Consider the following 15,563-nt stretch of genomic DNA (forward strand, 5'->3'; position numbering starts at 1 on the left):
ATGTGATGTAGTTACACATAAAACTTACATTCATGTGTTATGATTGGGTGTATATCAGTTCGTTAAAGGCTTGCCATACTTGATCTACGGTATTTATTGCCACACAAGGATATGTTTCGTTTTCTTTAAGTGGATAAATACAATTCCAGTTACAATTAAAACAAGGCAGCAGGGTATAAACAAATTTCATGTTTGCGGCGAGGTGTTCGGGGTAAGGGATAAACCGTTGATAATGGGCAACACCGTGAATACATAATACCGGAGTGTTACAGGCGGCGGCTATATGCACTGCACTGGTGTCGTTTGTAATTATACAGGCTGCTCCGGCAATTAACTCAATAAGTTCAGGTAATGTGGTTTGCGCTACTTTGCTGCTTACGCGTTCTAAGGACAATTCGCTGAGCATATTTTCAGCATGATGAATGTCTTGTTTACCACCGGCAATAACCAGCGACAAACCGGTTTGTTGAAGTATGCGTTTTGCAAGTGCAATAAAATTAGTTGTTCCCCACTCCCGGCCAGCATAGCCCGCCCCAGGAAATAAAACTATATAGTTTCCGCGTTGAGCCTTTACGGGTAACCAGGGTTTATCGATATCAGCAGGCTGTCCGGTTACCCGTTCTATAAAGTATTTACTGCGTTCAAATTCAAAGTGTATATGTGCGGGTAATTGTAATTTACTGCTATAAAACTTATCGGTTTTCCGTTTGTATTTAGGCAATATGCGCTCATTATCGCTTTGAAAGCCTATAATGGTTTTGGCGGCAGTAAGTGCGGCCATGCCATCAATCATTAACGTACGGGAATAAGTAGGTTGTAATACTATGGTATAATTCCGTTTAAATAACTGCCATCCTATAGCCAGGCACTTCATAGGCTTATCATATATCTTATCGGCTTGTATAAAAAATACTGCCGACAGATATTCCCGGTCATACACCGTTACCAGATCACGCCATACCGTATTGCCTAATAAATCAATTTCATAATCTTTAAATTTCTGCGACTGTTTAAGTATGGCGATATAATTTCTGAATAAGATATAATCGCCAATTTCATCGGTTTTGATGAGCAGTAAACGCTTATGTTTTGGTCTTAAAAATGCCAGAAACCGTAAAATAAACGGGAGTTTTAATAGAATAAACCGGCTTATTCTGAATGAATTTCTGTTTTCTATTTTCATTTATTTTGCTAAATCCTCAAAAAGCTGCTCAAGCTGTTGTTTTACTTTTTCAGGTGAATAAGCAGATATGGCCTCACCAGTTGCTGCATGTATGGTATTCCATAACGGCTCGTCATTATACAAACGGATAATGGCGTCGGCAAAGTCTTTCACATCATCTGCAATAAGCACATTTTGATCATGTATGAGGTTCATACCTTCTGCACCGATGGTAGTAGAAACCGTTGGCAGTCCATATTCGAGGCCCTGTCCGATTTTACCTTTCATACCGGCGCCATAGCGTAATGGTGCTACAAAAACCCGGCTTTCCTTGAAATAAGATGATACGTTGGGCAAATATCCGGGTACAAAGACCTGTTCTGAAGCAAGAGCGTTCACTTCCGGCGGAGGATAGCTGCCCAACAAATATAACGGGATATTTTTTTGATGCTGCCATACCAACGGCATAATTTCCTGTACCAGCCATAATGCGGCATCTACATTTGGCTGATGTTTATATCCACCAATAAATAAAATACCCTGGCGTTCCCCGAAGGACAATACCGGCTGGACAATTTTGGGTGTATGAATATTGGGAATAACGTACACATTGCGGATACCTTGCTCTTCCAGGATATTTTTCTCGGTATGAGTAACCGTAATGGTAGCATCAGATTTACGGGCAATATCCAGCTCCTGCAATTTTGTTTTTAATGCTCCTTTGCGCAATTTTTCATCCTGCTGTTGCTCCGCTTGTCGTAACATCCTGATGTAATGCAGGTCAACCGTATCAAAGATCAGCCTGATGTTTTTATTCTTACAGATAACCGGGCGATACTTTTTGTTAAGCGAGGGGCGGGAGATCCAGGCGTAATCGATAATTGACAAGCTGTTTTTAAGCTGACGGAGCATGGCTTTGCGGTTGGGCCGGTGCAGGATGCTGATCACGCCCATTGATTGCAATTCTGTGTAATAGGGTTCTGTAAGCTGGCCGTCGTCGGGAAGATAGATAACCTGCAAGTTGAGGCTGGTGAATAGTTTGATTAGCTCAAACAGGCGCTGTGCACCGGATGACTTATCGTAAGCGGGAAGATTATCTTCGATAATGAGGATAGTTTTTTTGCCGGGCTGTTTTTCAATTTTACCCGTGAGATGACGTTGATAAAAATGTTGTTTCCGGCCGGAACCGGATAATAGTGCTTTTGCCAGTTTGCCTGTTCCAAGCATGCGATTTAAATACCGGAGATAATCTTTAGTGTTCAGACATTGTTTAAACCATTCGTGTTTCTCCTGGTAATATAAGGGATCGGGTGTGGTATGAGAATATCCTCCTTCTGTGAAGTGGGCCACAATAAGATCGTGAAATTCCTTTTTAAACTCCGTATCAGTCCAGCAACGGACATTCAGGTGATAATCGGCAAAAACAGGATATCTTGAATCATATAAATACTTGCTGAATACTGTGCGGGGATAAAATATAGCCTGATGGCATACATTTTCTTTGGTGATTTTGTAGGTGCTGTAAGGTTTTGAATAAGGTTTACCGTTAAATATTACCCCACCGTAATATATGGTGTTTTCATCCTTCAGAAAAGGTACCATTTGTGCAAACCCTTCCTTTAGAAAATCATCAGCGCCTATAAAATATAACCATTTTCCACGGGCAATTTTTACCGATTTGTTCATGGCGTCATAAATGCCTTTGTCGGGTTCGCTTACCCACTGGTCAATAACCGAAGCATTTTGAGCTATAATTTCCACCGTGTTATCAGTACTGGCGCCATCAATAATGATAAACTCTATCTGTGGGGTTTTATAGGTGCTGATATTGCTGATCAGTTGTGGTAATAATTTAGCTGCATTTCTTACTACGGTTATAATAGATAATACCGGTTGCTGATCAGTGTTGTATGAATCGGTTAATGCCATAAGCGTTTAATGGTATAGACAAGGTTTACGGGTTGATAAAGTATTTGCGGGCATGGTTTAACTTGCTTATCCATGATTTCTTTTTGAAATAAAATAAAACATTCATGTGGATAAGTACAAACATACCCAATGAGAATGAAGCTCCTGCTGTCAACCTGTTTTGCAGCAATGCCGCCAGTTTCCGGACGAATACCTGGTGCCGGCCAATAGCGGCCGATGCAAATTGTTGTACCTGCTGCACTTGTAATACAAGTTTATCCTGCTCTATGTTGGTTTTACGGGTATTCAATATGTTGGTGCTGGTTTGGGCATGTTGCCTGTATTTTACCAGTTTATTGGTTAGAAAATCAATAGTTCCATTATTACAGGCCTGGAAGGCCAGCCACCAGTCATGTGCAATGACTTCCGGGAAAGGCATAGCCATTTTGGCAAGCTGCTTTTTCATGAGTATGGTATGGCCGGAGACACAATTCTCAAGCAGAAAGGGGCGTATATCCGCCCCCCGGTAAAAGTTTTTAATGTCAGATACCGATTTCCCTATAGAGATGCCGGCCTCATCAATTAATTCAGAGTCATGATAAATAAGCAAATGATCGCCAATAAATTGCACCATTTGATGCAGTTTATTTTTATCCCATACATCATCCTGATCGCATAAGGCAATCAGATCGCCCTGGCACAAGGAAATAGCTTTTTCAAAATTTTTAGTATATCCCAGGTTCTGGGTATTGTAAAAAATCTTTATCCAGGGATATTGGTTGCTGTAGCTTTCTAATATTTCTTTGGTGCTGTCGCCGGAACAATCGTCAACGCATATCAATTCTACAGGATTGTAAGTTTGTTCAATAATTGAATTTAATTGCTCACGGAGGTACTGCGAACCATTATAGGTACATAAAGCTATAGATATTGTTGGCTGGGCTATGGTGTTCATGCAACCGGAATATGCACAAAATTATCCATATTAACCATTATTTACAGGTTTATTGTGCAGTTGTTGCATAATGGATTTTTTTATAGCAGTGAACGGTATAAATTGGAATTGCTCTTTGGCAGTTTGCCTGAAATCCCGTTTATACTTCTTAATCTGTTTAAAATTTTTGATAAACAACCCGGTTGCCTTATAATAAAAAAAATGCCCTAACGCCCAGCGTATGGTCAATGATGCAACTAAAATACCGGCCCACGCATATAACCTGAAGCCATCCAGGTGTAAATAATGCAGCTGTAATTTATTGCGTGTGCTGATAATTTTAATGTATTTCCTGGTACTGTGTTTCTTAATTGTTGCAGACACCAGGTGATGGCAAACTGCCTGATCTTCGTAATAGCATTTCCAGCCGCATTCCCAGGCCCGCAGGGACAGATCCAGGTCTTCCTGGTAGAAGGGTGAGAATAATTCGTTAAAACTTCCCAGGGCGATCAGCTTTTTACGTTCAACCAAAGCGTTTGCACCACTCAGATATAGTGTATAGATATCGCGGTTCGCAGAATCGAAAGGAACGTCCTTAAAGCTATTGATCTTAAAAACAGACGCTGACGGAAATTTACAGGCTTCGGCAATATGGTTGCTGTTTGCCTGCATGATTGTGCCCATTACACCAAACGTATCCTGGTGATTAAAGTAGGGTAATACATGCTCAAAATAATCTTCATCAGGAATAATATCACTGTTCAGCAGCATGACCAGTTTCATTGACGCCCGGGCGATGCCACGGTTTATATTTTTTGAAAATCCGCCATTATGGGTGCCGGGTATACAGATAATATCCGGATAATTTTTTTGCAGGAACGGTACACTATCGTCTGTAGATGCATCATCAGGGATGATAATTTCATAGAGACAACCGCTTCGGTTAAGTGCAGAAACCAGATAAGGCAAATTATTCTCAAGCAAATGCCTTCCATTATAGTTGGGAATAATAACTGATATGCTTAAATGCTTATTTTTCCCACTCATTTACAATACTGGCTATTTCTTCCGCAGCGATATGAAGCCAATGGCTTTTGTGCTTATGTTCATGCTCTTCAACCCATTGTGATTTTGTTCCAATAGGATGCCAGCGTCCCGCATGGATGGGCCTGCTATTGCTATACAGGCCTAAGCTGTATATGCCTAATGCTGCCGCAATATGCAAAGGGCCTGTACTAGCTGCAAGCAAGCCATCGGCATGTTTTATAAAAGCGATAAACTGGTTTAGCGATAAGGCTCCCACAATGTCGGTTACGTCATTACTGTGTTGTTTAAGCCAGGCCGTAAGCAGCGGTTTTTCCTTATAAGTTCCGCTAACAAATATACGGAAGCGGTTTTTATCAATGTTGCTAATCAGCTCTGAATACTTATCCAGGCGCCATTCCCTGGCGCTGCCCCTTGATTTGGGATGGAGAATAAGGTTAAATTTATCAGGCGATAAAAGCTCGCGATAACGGTCTTCTAACACCGGGATTTTGGTGAGGTTGTAGTATTGCGGAATTTCCTGAATACCGGGAAGTTCATGTATACCTATTCCCTGTAATAGCATGAGGTTAAGCTGGGCCTCATGCAAATCTGAATTTTTCCTGCTCAATGTGATAAAGTTATTGCAGGAAAACCAGTGTGATATGCGGTTGTTGGTGCCAATACGGTTGGGAATACCTGATATTGCTGCCAGAAGCCCAAGGTTTTTGTCAGGATATACATGTATAAATGTATCGATCTGGCTTTTTCTTAAAAACGAAATCCGCTGGGTATATGAATCACGTAACAGCTCATCGTAATTAATAAAATGATCAATGGCAGAGCAGGCATTAATTACAGCTTCTGTATAGCTTCTTCCTAAAAATGATATTTCAACATCCGGCAGCTTTTCTTTAATGTAACCGCACATAGGCAGCGTTAAAACAACATCACCAATAGCATCTGTTCGGCTTATAAGTATATGCTTAGGAGGGGTATTGATCATTGTAAAATGATACGGGATTATTTAATTTAAGTTTAAGAAGCCGGTAATTTTTATATTCACCTATTCTGATGCCGGTGTATTGGTATATTTTGTTCAGAATTTTTTTACGTAATGAATAGCTGCTCATTTTAGCTATATCGGTTGTGAATTTCCAGTTCGTGCTTCGGATACGCTCAAGCATCACACCGGGATGCCCACCGGTAAACGGTTTTATCATACCTGCATTTCCATAGTCAAACGTTGCTGTTGCAACAGGAGGCTCATAAATGGCATTCTTATCATAATACTGATTAAAATTTCTGATCTTATTTACAAGGCCATGCGGAGGTTTTACCCAGCCATAGTGATATATGTAGGCATCAATTAACTTAACATTTAGTTTTCTTCCATCAATTCTAAAGCCTTGGGCATCCCGGTATGAATGTATCCGTTTATCATTCCTCACAACGCGTATTTCCCTTCTGTACCAGTTTCTTGAGTCGGCAAAATAATCGTACGAACCGTAAAAATGAAGGTATTTAAACAGTAATCCCTCTATACGCTTATCGGTTAAACAGGTTTCCATTTCCTGCCTGATAAGGGGCAGATATTTTTCATGCACACATTCATCGCCTTGTATATAAAAGGCCCAATCTGCATCCGGCGATATAGCGTTAAAGGCTTTGTTTGTTTCTTCGGCAAATACCTTTCCTCCCTCTCTCAATTGCTCATCCCAGGTTGTATTAATAATTTTAATTTTGGGCGAATTTATATTGGCAATAAGCTGGTTGGTGTTATCAGTGCTGTTTCCTGCAGCTACTATAAATTCATCACAGATGGGTAAAATAGAAGTTATTGCTTCAACAATTGCGTAATCGTTCTGTACAGCATTTCGTATGAATGTAAAACCGCTTACCTTCATTATTATTTTATTTACCGGTCGTAAAAATAAACATTTATTACTAACGGAAACTGCAAAAAGGGTCGGCATCGTTAAGCGATCATTTTTAAATTCTATATAAAACGTTAATGTGCAACCTTGCGCTACACTACATGATAATTTTATCTATTCCTTACCTGCCATTAACTTAAATTTCATAGCTTAGCATTGTCAGGGATGTTATGAACGACAAAGAATTATGGCCGGATGAAACTCTACTGGAATCGCTTTTAAAAGATGATGAGCATGCTTTTAAGCTGATTTATCAACGGTATGCTTCCGGACTTTATGCGGCTGCATACAACCTGTTCAGGAATAAGCCCTTATGCGAAGATTTGATCCAGGAGCTTTTTGCCGATTTATGGATCAAACGGAAAGACCTGAATATACAATCGCTTAAGCCTTATTTGTATATGTCGGTTAAGAACAGGGTGCTGATGTTGATACGCTCCGGAAGAGCAATGCTCGATGAATCTGCCCTTGAAAAACTGATAGCCGATTATGCCGCAGATGACCGGTTAAACATACGTGAGCTGAATGATGTATTGAATCAGGGTATTGATAGTTTACCCGACAGATGCCGTGAGATTTTTCAGCTAAGCCGCCGCGAGCACCTGTCAAACAAAGAAATTGCAGAACGCTTAAATATATCCGTTAAAACGGTAGAAAATCAAATGACCATTGCCTTGCGTCGTTTACGCGAACAGGCCGGCGAATTTCTGGCAATTCTTATTATCTGGACAATCTTCAGAATGTAGCGTATTGCGTATTGAGCCTTACACCCTAAACCTTCCGCCTGCCAGCCTTCTACCGCTATGTCCTTGCTTCTAATATTGCTTTCCGCTTTAAGCCTTCTGCTATCAGCTCCTAAAATTTTTTTCAAACACTTTAGGGGTTGCACCGCTGGTTTGCATCATACAGATAATAATGCAGAAAAACAGGCCTGATAAAACACCCGGATATATTGAGACTTTGCTGACAACCTATTTTAAGGATATGCAGCAAAAAATCGCTTTATGGCATACTTCATCTTCTAACTTTGAGCAGGATTTAGTGTACGATAAGGTGCATCACGCTATTCAGTTATACAATAAACGTAAACGCATGCGTTGGTTTGCTGCCGCCGCCATTATCGTATTTCTTACCGTTTCAACGTTGTTTTATAGCCGGTGGTCAGCAATCAGCAACTTGGTAACACCTGTTGCCATGCTGGAGAAGCAATCTGCCACCGGGCAAATTACCTTATTCACGTTGACCGATGGAACTAAAATATGGCTGAATAGTGGTAGTAAGTTATCATATCCCGAAAAATTTAATGGTGAGCAGCGTGAAGTCAGCCTCTCGGGTGAAGCATATTTTGAAGTAGCGCACACCGATAAACCCTTTATCATCCACACCGGAGATATTAAAACACAGGTTTTAGGAACGAGCTTTAATATCAGCGCTTACCAGGATGAAAAAAATATCCGTATAACCGTTTTGACCGGGAAAGTAGGTGTAGGTACAAAAACCGGTACAAAAACCATGTATCTGACACCAAACCAGCAAGCCGTTTTTGATAAGGAACAGCATATTCTTACCCGTTATGACGATGTTGCCGCCAGCAGCGAAGTGATATGGCGTAATGATAAGCTGGTGTATAAAAGTGTCAAGTTGGGAAAAGTGATATCTGATATACAACACCGCTATGATATACATATAAAAGCCGATAAACGTATACTGAATTGTACTATTTCGGTCGATCTGGGTAATAAACCGGCCGGCGAGGTAATGCAGATTTTAGCAGAAATTATAAACGGGACAAGTGTGTTGAAGAATGAACAATATATCTTAACCGGTATAGGATGCCAGTAATAAATTAATAACCTAAATTAAATAGCATATGACATAAAAGGATTACATAAAAAAGCCTCTGCCTGGTTGAAGCGGACAGAGGCAAAAATGTCGAGTTAAAATGTATGCTGTCCAGGACCTTCCACAATCATGGATGTGGCATACTAATGTTCACCCATTAACATTTTAATGCCTAAAGTTATGAAAAAATCTCTATTGTGTAATAGAGTGACCAACTATGCGCTAACTGTCATGAAAATCAGCACTTTGGTTTATATTACTACCTGTTGTTTGTGCTCTATGGCATGGGCCAGCACAAGCTATGCACAACGATTAGCCGAGCAGAAGATCACCGTAAATTTCAAAAACATAAGGCTGGATGATGCCCTTGAAAAGCTGACCGAAGGCACAGGCTTTAAGGTAGCCTATTCAGATAACCTGATCAACGAGGCTGCACGTGTAAGTATGAAGATAAGTAACGGCAGCCTGTTACATGCGCTTCAGCAGCTGCTGGAGCCACAGCATCTTTCGTTTTCAGAAGTAGGTAACGTTATTGTACTTAAAAAAGCTCCGGCAGAGGTTCAGAAACCTGGAAAAACTATTCGCGGAACTGTAAAAGATACTACCGGCGCTACACTGGTAGGTGTAACCGTGCGGGTAAAAGATAAGCAAGGTTTGGGCACAAGCACCGATATTAACGGAAAATATGTATTAGATGTTCCCGATGGTGCTGTGCTGGTGTTTAACTACGTAGGGTTCAGATCACTTGAAATACCAGTCGGTAAAAGAGAGGTGTTGGATGTGGTTTTGCATGCTGCCGATTCACGTTTAGAAGAAGTGGTTGTAGTAGGTTACGGAACGCAGAAAAAGATAAGCCTGGTTGGTGCACAATCTACTGTTAAGCCTACTGATTTACAGCTTCCGATACGCAATCTCAGCACTTCATTAGGAGGACGGTTGGCTGGCGTAGTGTCGGTACAACGGAGTGGCGAACCAGGAGGCGACAATGCCGATATCTGGATTAGAGGTATATCAACGTTTAGTAGCAGCTTAAGTAAACCCCTGGTATTGGTCGATGGTGTTCCCAGACCATTTGCCGATGTTGATCCCGAGGATATTGAGAGCTTTTCCATTTTAAAAGATGCCTCTGCTACGGCCGTATATGGTGTGAGAGGTGCCAACGGTGTAATTCTAATCACTACTAAAAGCGGAACTCCCGGCAAGCCGAAATTCAACATACGGTATAACGAGGGAATTACCTCTTTTACCCAATTGCCCGAATTTGCCGATGGAGTAACCTACATGCAAATGGCTAACGAAGCGCTGACTAACCGCGGAAGTGCTCCCCGGTACACAGCAGAAGAAATTGAGGCAACCCGTACACAGTCAGATCCATACCTGTACCCCAATGTAAACTGGTACAATGAACTGTTTAATAAGTGGGGCGGTATGCGTCAGGCCAATATGAACATTAACGGAGGTTCAGACCGGGCCAATTATTATGTGGCAACAAGTTATTATGATGAAAAAGGTTTGTATAAAACAGATGAATTGGTAAAATACGATTCTGAAGTCAGGTATAAGCGTTATAACCTGACAACAAATCTTACCTTAAAGCCATCTAACAGTACCACTATAAAATTGGGCATACAAGGCTACCTGGCCAATGTAAATTATCCCGGCAGCAATTCGAGTGATATTTTTGAAAAAGCCTTTTTCATGACACCGGTGCTTAACCCGGTAAAATATCCCGATGGGCGTGCTGCTGATGGAACGGCTTCAAGCGTACAAAACCCGTATGCGTTGCTAACACAAACCGGATATGCCAATCAATGGCGGAATCAGCTATTCTCTAATTTAAGAGTAACGCAAGGGCTTGATGTTGTAACCAAAGGTTTGTCGGCCACTGCCATGTTTTCGTTTGATGCATACAATTATGTAAGCCTGCGCCGGACTAAAACACCTACTACCTGGCTGGCTACCGGCAGAGATGCCGACGGCAATCTGATATACCAGCAAACCCGTTTAGGCTCAGATTATTTAACTTACGCTAGGAATAATGAAGGTTCCAGGACATTCTACAACGAGATTGCTTTAAATTATACCCGCAGCTTTGGTAAACACGATGTAGGCGGGATGCTTTTATATAACCAGAGCGATGAGGTGAATACCCAGGCCGACGATTTAGAAACCTCGTTGCCGTTCCGTTTCAGGGGACTGGCAGGCCGAGCTACCTATGCCTACAATAACCGGTATTTTGCCGAGTTTAACTTTGGTTACAATGGCTCAGAAAACTTCCTTCCTCAAAAAAGATATGGCTTTTTCCCATCTGTAGCAGTGGGCTGGTTGCTCTCTGATGAAGATTTCTTTAAAGGAGCACGAGATGTTGTTCAAATGGCCAAAATTCGTTTTTCGCATGGAAAAGTAGGTAACAGCAATATTGGCGGCCGGCGATTTGCTTACCTGGGTACCGTAGAAAAATTGGGTACAGCAACAGCTCCTGTATATTCCTTTGGCCGGTCACCAGTGGGTATGACCGGATATGATATTGGTGAATATGCGGTAGATGTAACCTGGGAAACATCTAAAAAAACTGACCTGGGCTTAGACCTATGGACATTGCATAATCAGCTAAACCTGCAGGTAGATTTATTTAAAGAACACCGCGAAGGAATTTTCCTCCGCAGAGCTTCGCTGCCGGCATACATTGGTATGCGTAATAACCCTTACGGAAATGTAGGTGTTATAGACAATAAAGGTATAGACGGTTCAATGACCTATTCGGGTAAATTAGGCCAGAATTTCAAGTTCCAGCTGTTAGGTAATCTTACCTATAACAGGAACACTGTTGTAGAAGATGATCAGCCTGACCCGATTTATCCCTGGCTGGCAACAAAAGGTCGTAAGGTAGGTCAGCGGTTTGGATATATTGCCCTTGGGCTTTTTGAAAGCAATGAAGAAATTGCCAATAGTCCCAAACAATCCGGCGATGTTCGTCCTGGAGATATTAAATTCAAAGACCTTAACGGCGATGGTGTGATAAACTCATACGATAATGCACCCATTGGATATGGACAGGTTCCGGAAATTGTGTATGGTTTTGGTTTTACCTTAGGATATAAAGCTTTTTCTATTTCCACGCTTTTCCAGGGAGTTGGTAATATGGACATCTGGTTAAACGGCGAAGGTTTAATTCCATTTCAGCAGGGATTAAGCCGGGGAAATCTCTTTAAAAATGTTACCGACAGGTGGACAGTTGATAACCCTAATCCGAATGCGTTTTATCCACGACTGGGTGCAGGAACTATTAATGATAATTACACCCGCAGCACCTGGTGGATACAAAACGGTCGTTATTTGCGCCTTAAAACGTTGCAACTTACATATACGTTACCGAAGAGTTTCATCAGCAAAGCCAAACTGCAAAATGCACAGGTCTTCTTTTCAGGAGTAAATCTCTGGACACTGAGTCCGTTTAAAATGTGGGATCCGGAGCTGGGTGACGGCAGTGATGCCGCTTATCCCGGCGGAGCCAGATATCCTAATATAGCAACATACAGTCTTGGCTTTAACTTGAATTTTTAATCTGATAAATACAATGAATATGAACAGACTAAGATATAGCATTTGTATTTTCATTTGCATATTGCTTACGGCTACTTCCTGCCAGAAAAATTTTCTGGACCAGGTTCCAGACGATCGGTTGACTATTGAACAGGTATTTCAGCAATACACACCATCAGAGCAATACCTGGCTAATGTATACAGTTACATTAAAGACGATACCTACATTACCAACAGTACGCCATGGATTGGCTTATCGGATGAAGGTGATGTTACCTACGACCGGCCCGGGTATCTGACATTTCTGATGAATATTGGTAACTGGAATGCCGCATCCGGTTACTTTGACAATTATTATAGCGACTACTATAAAGGTATACGGTCTGCAACTACTTTTATTCAAAACATAAGTGGAAACCCGGAATACAGCCCCTCGCTGATTATCAGAAGAATGGCTGAAGCCCGGTATGTAAGGGCATACCTTTATTTCTGCCTGCTGCGCACCTGGGGACCAATAACCATTCTGGGAGATGAGCTTATTCCCGGCGATCTTCAGCCCGGCGACCCCCAGTTAAGCCTGCCGCGTAATTCATACGATGAATGTGTAAATTATATTGTAAGCGAGCTTGATAAGGCAACGCAGGATTTACCAACGCATTTTACAGAACAGGGCGATGCCGAGATGGGCCGTGCTACCAAACTGGCTTGTATGGCGCTTAAAAGTCGTGTGTTGTTGTATGCAGCCAGCCCTCTGTTTAACGGAAATACAGATTACGCCGGTTTTAAAAATCCGGATGGAAAAGCATTAATTAACACGCAATATGATGCTCAAAAATGGGCAAGAGCAGCCAAGGCAGCCAAGGATGTTATTGATCTGGGTATTTTATCTTTATATAAAAAGAATAATGCACAGGGGCAGTTTGACCCTTTTATATCCTATCGCGATGTATTCCTGGATCCGTGGAATTCAGAATGGATCTTTGCCCGTATAGCGAATAATTTATCCGGTTATGAAAGAGCATTGACACCCCGGTTAGCAAGCGGATATTGCAGCACCGGGCCTCCCCAGCAAATGGTTGATTCATACCAGATGGCTAACGGGCTGCAACCTGTTTTAGGATATAATTCTGATGGATCGCCCATTATTAATGCTGCTTCAGGGTATAAAGAAACCGGCTTTTCTACCGTTCAGGGCGTTGCCAATACATCTAATATGTACGCCAATCGTGAGCCCCGCTTCTATGTTAGCGTAAATTACAATAATGCTCCATGGATCAATACCAGCGAAGGTGTAAAAATCATTCAAACATTTAACTCCGGGGAGTCTGGCCCAGCCGGTTCCTGGGATTATCCACGGTCCAGTTATTTTATTCGTAAAAATGTATCTCCGGCCAGTAATCCCCGCACAGGAGTATATGCAAGCCGGCCTTACCTGATGTTCCGTTATGCAGAAGTGCTGTTAAATTATATCGAAGCCCTGAACGAATACGATCCGAACAATGCCGATATATTGAAATACCTTAATGCTATCCGCGAGCGGGCTGGCGTGCCACAATACGGGACAGGTACAAATCCGTTGCCGGTACCAGGTTCGCAAGCAGCCATGCAGGAAGCTATTCGGCACGAGCGCAAAATTGAGCTTGCCTTTGAGCATTTACGTTATTTTGATACACGCCGTTGGAAAATTGCCGAGCAAACCGATGCCGGGCCGTTTTACGGTATGAACGTAAATGCCAATTTGCCGGATTTTTATAAACGGGTTGTTTTTGAAACCAGGGTATTCCGCAAAAGCTTTTACCTGTTTCCAATACCTCAAACAGAGATTAATAAAAACAAAAATCTGGTTCAGAACCCAGGATGGTAAAACGTTAAATGAAATGACGTCATGAAGATAAAATCATTGTTATACATCGCTTTAATAATGTTTGCAGGGCTTTTCTTGTACACCTGTAAATACAATACGGATATAGCTAATCCGGGCGATTACGTAAAAATTTATATGCCACAGGCAACAGATGCTCCGGCAAAGCGCACATTTGTAATGGCTGATACCCTACAAACCATTATCTACGGTGCTGCCTATGGCGGAACAGATTATCCTGGAAATGATATCGAAGTTAGTTTTAAGGTAGACAACAGTCTGGTACAGGACTTTAACACCAAAAACGGAACTGATTATGCGGTAATGCCCCAGGGAAGTTATGAGCTGCAAACTACATCGGCCACCATTAAAAAGGGAGAGCTAAAAACGGCGCCCTTAAAAATCAAAATAAAAACGGCCGGAAGCCTGGAAGCATTTAAGCAGTATTTACTGCCGGTAAGTATTGAACAGGTAAGTGGTAATTTACCAGTAAACGAGAATCTAAGAACCTCTTATTTTCTGGTTGAAGCCCAGCGGGATGGTATAAGTCTGAAAGTGATGTCGTATGGAAAAGGTAGCGGCTATAACGACATGAATGCTTTGGCTGCTTCAATTAATACCGTTAATCCGGATTTACTACTGGTACGTGAAATAGATAAAGGAACTACCCGTAATGGTAATACCGATCAGCCGGCAATCTTATCCAAATTAATAGGGATGCCATATTATGCTTTTGCCAACGGACTGGATTATCAGGGAGGTAAATATGGATGTGTGGTTTATTCAAAATTTCCCATTGTAGATAGTGCAGCCTATCAACTGCCTACTACTCCGGCAGAAAAAGGTCCTCTTGCTATTATTACCGTACAGGTAAATGATACGCATAAACTGGTTTTTGCCGGAACCCATCTCAATGCTAACGCAACATACAGAAGTACTCAAACGCCTGCTTTATTGAATATTATGAGTGCATATACAGATATTCCGGTAATCCTGGCTGGAAATTTCAATGATAAGCCTGTAACAGGCGATACGTATGTACAAATGGCAACGCAGTTTAGCTTTCCGTGTACCACGTGTCCGGCCAATTACCCGGCAAGTGCTCCGGCCACCAATTCAGATTATATCATGTTTAAGCCATCGGCCAGCTTCAGGGTATTAGATTATACAGTGGCAGGTTCATCAGTTAGTACACATTTACCTGTAATTGTGCAATTACAGATGTTTTATTAAATAAATTGAATTTGGGGCTGACCAAAAAGTCAAAAAGCATCGTCATTTCGACGACCTTAGGAGGAGAAATCTTCTGCCTAAGTACTTCTGGTGGAGATCCCTCGACTACGTCTCGGGATG

At 41.7% G+C, this 15,563-nt stretch carries 11 protein-coding genes; 5 read left to right on the top strand and 6 right to left on the bottom strand.

Translation table 11 applies throughout. The features are described 5' to 3' along the window. Nucleotides 1–37 precede the first annotated feature (37 nt). From FW774_RS02835 to FW774_RS02860, 6 genes are read right to left on the bottom strand one after another with little or no spacing between them, the layout of a single operon-like run. Nucleotides 38–1,183, bottom strand: coding sequence for a glycosyltransferase family 9 protein (locus tag FW774_RS02835; protein WP_149346632.1), 1,146 nt, complete (start codon nucleotides 1,181–1,183; stop codon nucleotides 38–40). Then, nucleotides 1,184–3,091, bottom strand: a complete 1,908-nt coding sequence (locus FW774_RS02840; protein WP_149346633.1) for a glycosyltransferase — start codon at nucleotides 3,089–3,091, stop codon at nucleotides 1,184–1,186. It abuts the gene before it with no gap. Nucleotides 3,092–3,116: 25 nt separating this feature from the next. After that, entirely contained in the window at nucleotides 3,117–4,025 is a 909-nt protein-coding gene (locus FW774_RS02845) for a glycosyltransferase family 2 protein (protein WP_149346634.1), read from the bottom strand. 30 nt (nucleotides 4,026–4,055) lie between these two features. After that, nucleotides 4,056–5,051 (bottom strand): glycosyltransferase family 2 protein, encoded by a 996-nt coding sequence (locus FW774_RS02850; RefSeq protein ID WP_149346635.1) that lies wholly within the window; start codon nucleotides 5,049–5,051, stop codon nucleotides 4,056–4,058. After that, nucleotides 5,035–6,033, bottom strand: coding sequence for a glycosyltransferase family 9 protein (locus FW774_RS02855; RefSeq protein ID WP_149346636.1), 999 nt, complete (start codon nucleotides 6,031–6,033; stop codon nucleotides 5,035–5,037). The genes FW774_RS02850 and FW774_RS02855 overlap by 17 nt, the downstream gene beginning before the upstream one ends. Further along, nucleotides 6,014–6,934, bottom strand: a complete 921-nt coding sequence (locus FW774_RS02860) for a glycosyltransferase family 2 protein (protein WP_149346637.1) — start codon at nucleotides 6,932–6,934, stop codon at nucleotides 6,014–6,016. Before FW774_RS02860 ends, FW774_RS02855 begins: the two co-directional genes overlap by 20 nt. 200 nt (nucleotides 6,935–7,134) lie before the next feature. Between FW774_RS02860 and FW774_RS02865 the strand changes: the two genes are divergently transcribed. The 5 genes from FW774_RS02865 to FW774_RS02885 all read left to right on the top strand — a co-directional run bounded on the left by FW774_RS02865 (nucleotide 7,135) and on the right by FW774_RS02885 (nucleotide 15,443). Beyond that, on the top strand, nucleotides 7,135–7,710 hold the full coding sequence (locus FW774_RS02865; protein WP_149346638.1) for an RNA polymerase sigma-70 factor: 576 nt from the start codon (nucleotides 7,135–7,137) through the stop codon (nucleotides 7,708–7,710). Nucleotides 7,711–7,879: 169 nt separating this feature from the next. Then, nucleotides 7,880–8,806 (top strand): FecR family protein, encoded by a 927-nt coding sequence (locus FW774_RS02870; RefSeq protein WP_149346639.1) that lies wholly within the window; start codon nucleotides 7,880–7,882, stop codon nucleotides 8,804–8,806. Nucleotides 8,807–8,986: 180 nt separating this feature from the next. After that, nucleotides 8,987–12,370: a TonB-dependent receptor gene (locus tag FW774_RS02875; RefSeq protein ID WP_149346640.1), complete on the top strand. Its 3,384-nt coding sequence runs from the start codon at nucleotides 8,987–8,989 to the stop codon at nucleotides 12,368–12,370. A gap of 19 nt (nucleotides 12,371–12,389) precedes the next feature. Then, nucleotides 12,390–14,213, top strand: coding sequence for a RagB/SusD family nutrient uptake outer membrane protein (locus FW774_RS02880; RefSeq protein ID WP_149346641.1), 1,824 nt, complete (start codon nucleotides 12,390–12,392; stop codon nucleotides 14,211–14,213). Between the two features lie 21 nt (nucleotides 14,214–14,234). Beyond that, nucleotides 14,235–15,443, top strand: coding sequence for a BT_3987 domain-containing protein (locus tag FW774_RS02885; protein WP_149346642.1), 1,209 nt, complete (start codon nucleotides 14,235–14,237; stop codon nucleotides 15,441–15,443). Nucleotides 15,444–15,563 lie beyond the last annotated feature (120 nt).

Origin of the sequence: Pedobacter sp. BS3, from assembly GCF_008274585.1 — a bacterium.
Taxonomy (GTDB): Bacteria; Bacteroidota; Bacteroidia; order Sphingobacteriales; family Sphingobacteriaceae; genus Hufsiella_A.

Excerpts from the sequence above, each read along its gene's own strand:
- FW774_RS02885 (WP_149346642.1), top strand. The coding sequence starts at position 14,235 with ATGAAGATAAAATCATTGTTATACATCGCTTTAATAATGTTTGCAGGG.
- FW774_RS02875 (WP_149346640.1), top strand. The coding sequence starts at position 8,987 with ATGAAAAAATCTCTATTGTGTAATAGAGTGACCAACTATGCGCTAACT.
- FW774_RS02845 (WP_149346634.1), bottom strand. The coding sequence starts at position 4,025 with ATGAACACCATAGCCCAGCCAACAATATCTATAGCTTTATGTACCTAT.
- FW774_RS02870 (WP_149346639.1), top strand. The coding sequence starts at position 7,880 with ATGCAGAAAAACAGGCCTGATAAAACACCCGGATATATTGAGACTTTG.
- FW774_RS02880 (WP_149346641.1), top strand. The coding sequence starts at position 12,390 with ATGAACAGACTAAGATATAGCATTTGTATTTTCATTTGCATATTGCTT.
- FW774_RS02855 (WP_149346636.1), bottom strand. The coding sequence starts at position 6,033 with ATGATCAATACCCCTCCTAAGCATATACTTATAAGCCGAACAGATGCT.
- FW774_RS02840 (WP_149346633.1), bottom strand. The coding sequence starts at position 3,091 with ATGGCATTAACCGATTCATACAACACTGATCAGCAACCGGTATTATCT.
- FW774_RS02865 (WP_149346638.1), top strand. The coding sequence starts at position 7,135 with ATGAACGACAAAGAATTATGGCCGGATGAAACTCTACTGGAATCGCTT.
- FW774_RS02850 (WP_149346635.1), bottom strand. The coding sequence starts at position 5,051 with ATGAGTGGGAAAAATAAGCATTTAAGCATATCAGTTATTATTCCCAAC.
- FW774_RS02835 (WP_149346632.1), bottom strand. The coding sequence starts at position 1,183 with ATGAAAATAGAAAACAGAAATTCATTCAGAATAAGCCGGTTTATTCTA.
- FW774_RS02860 (WP_149346637.1), bottom strand. The coding sequence starts at position 6,934 with ATGAAGGTAAGCGGTTTTACATTCATACGAAATGCTGTACAGAACGAT.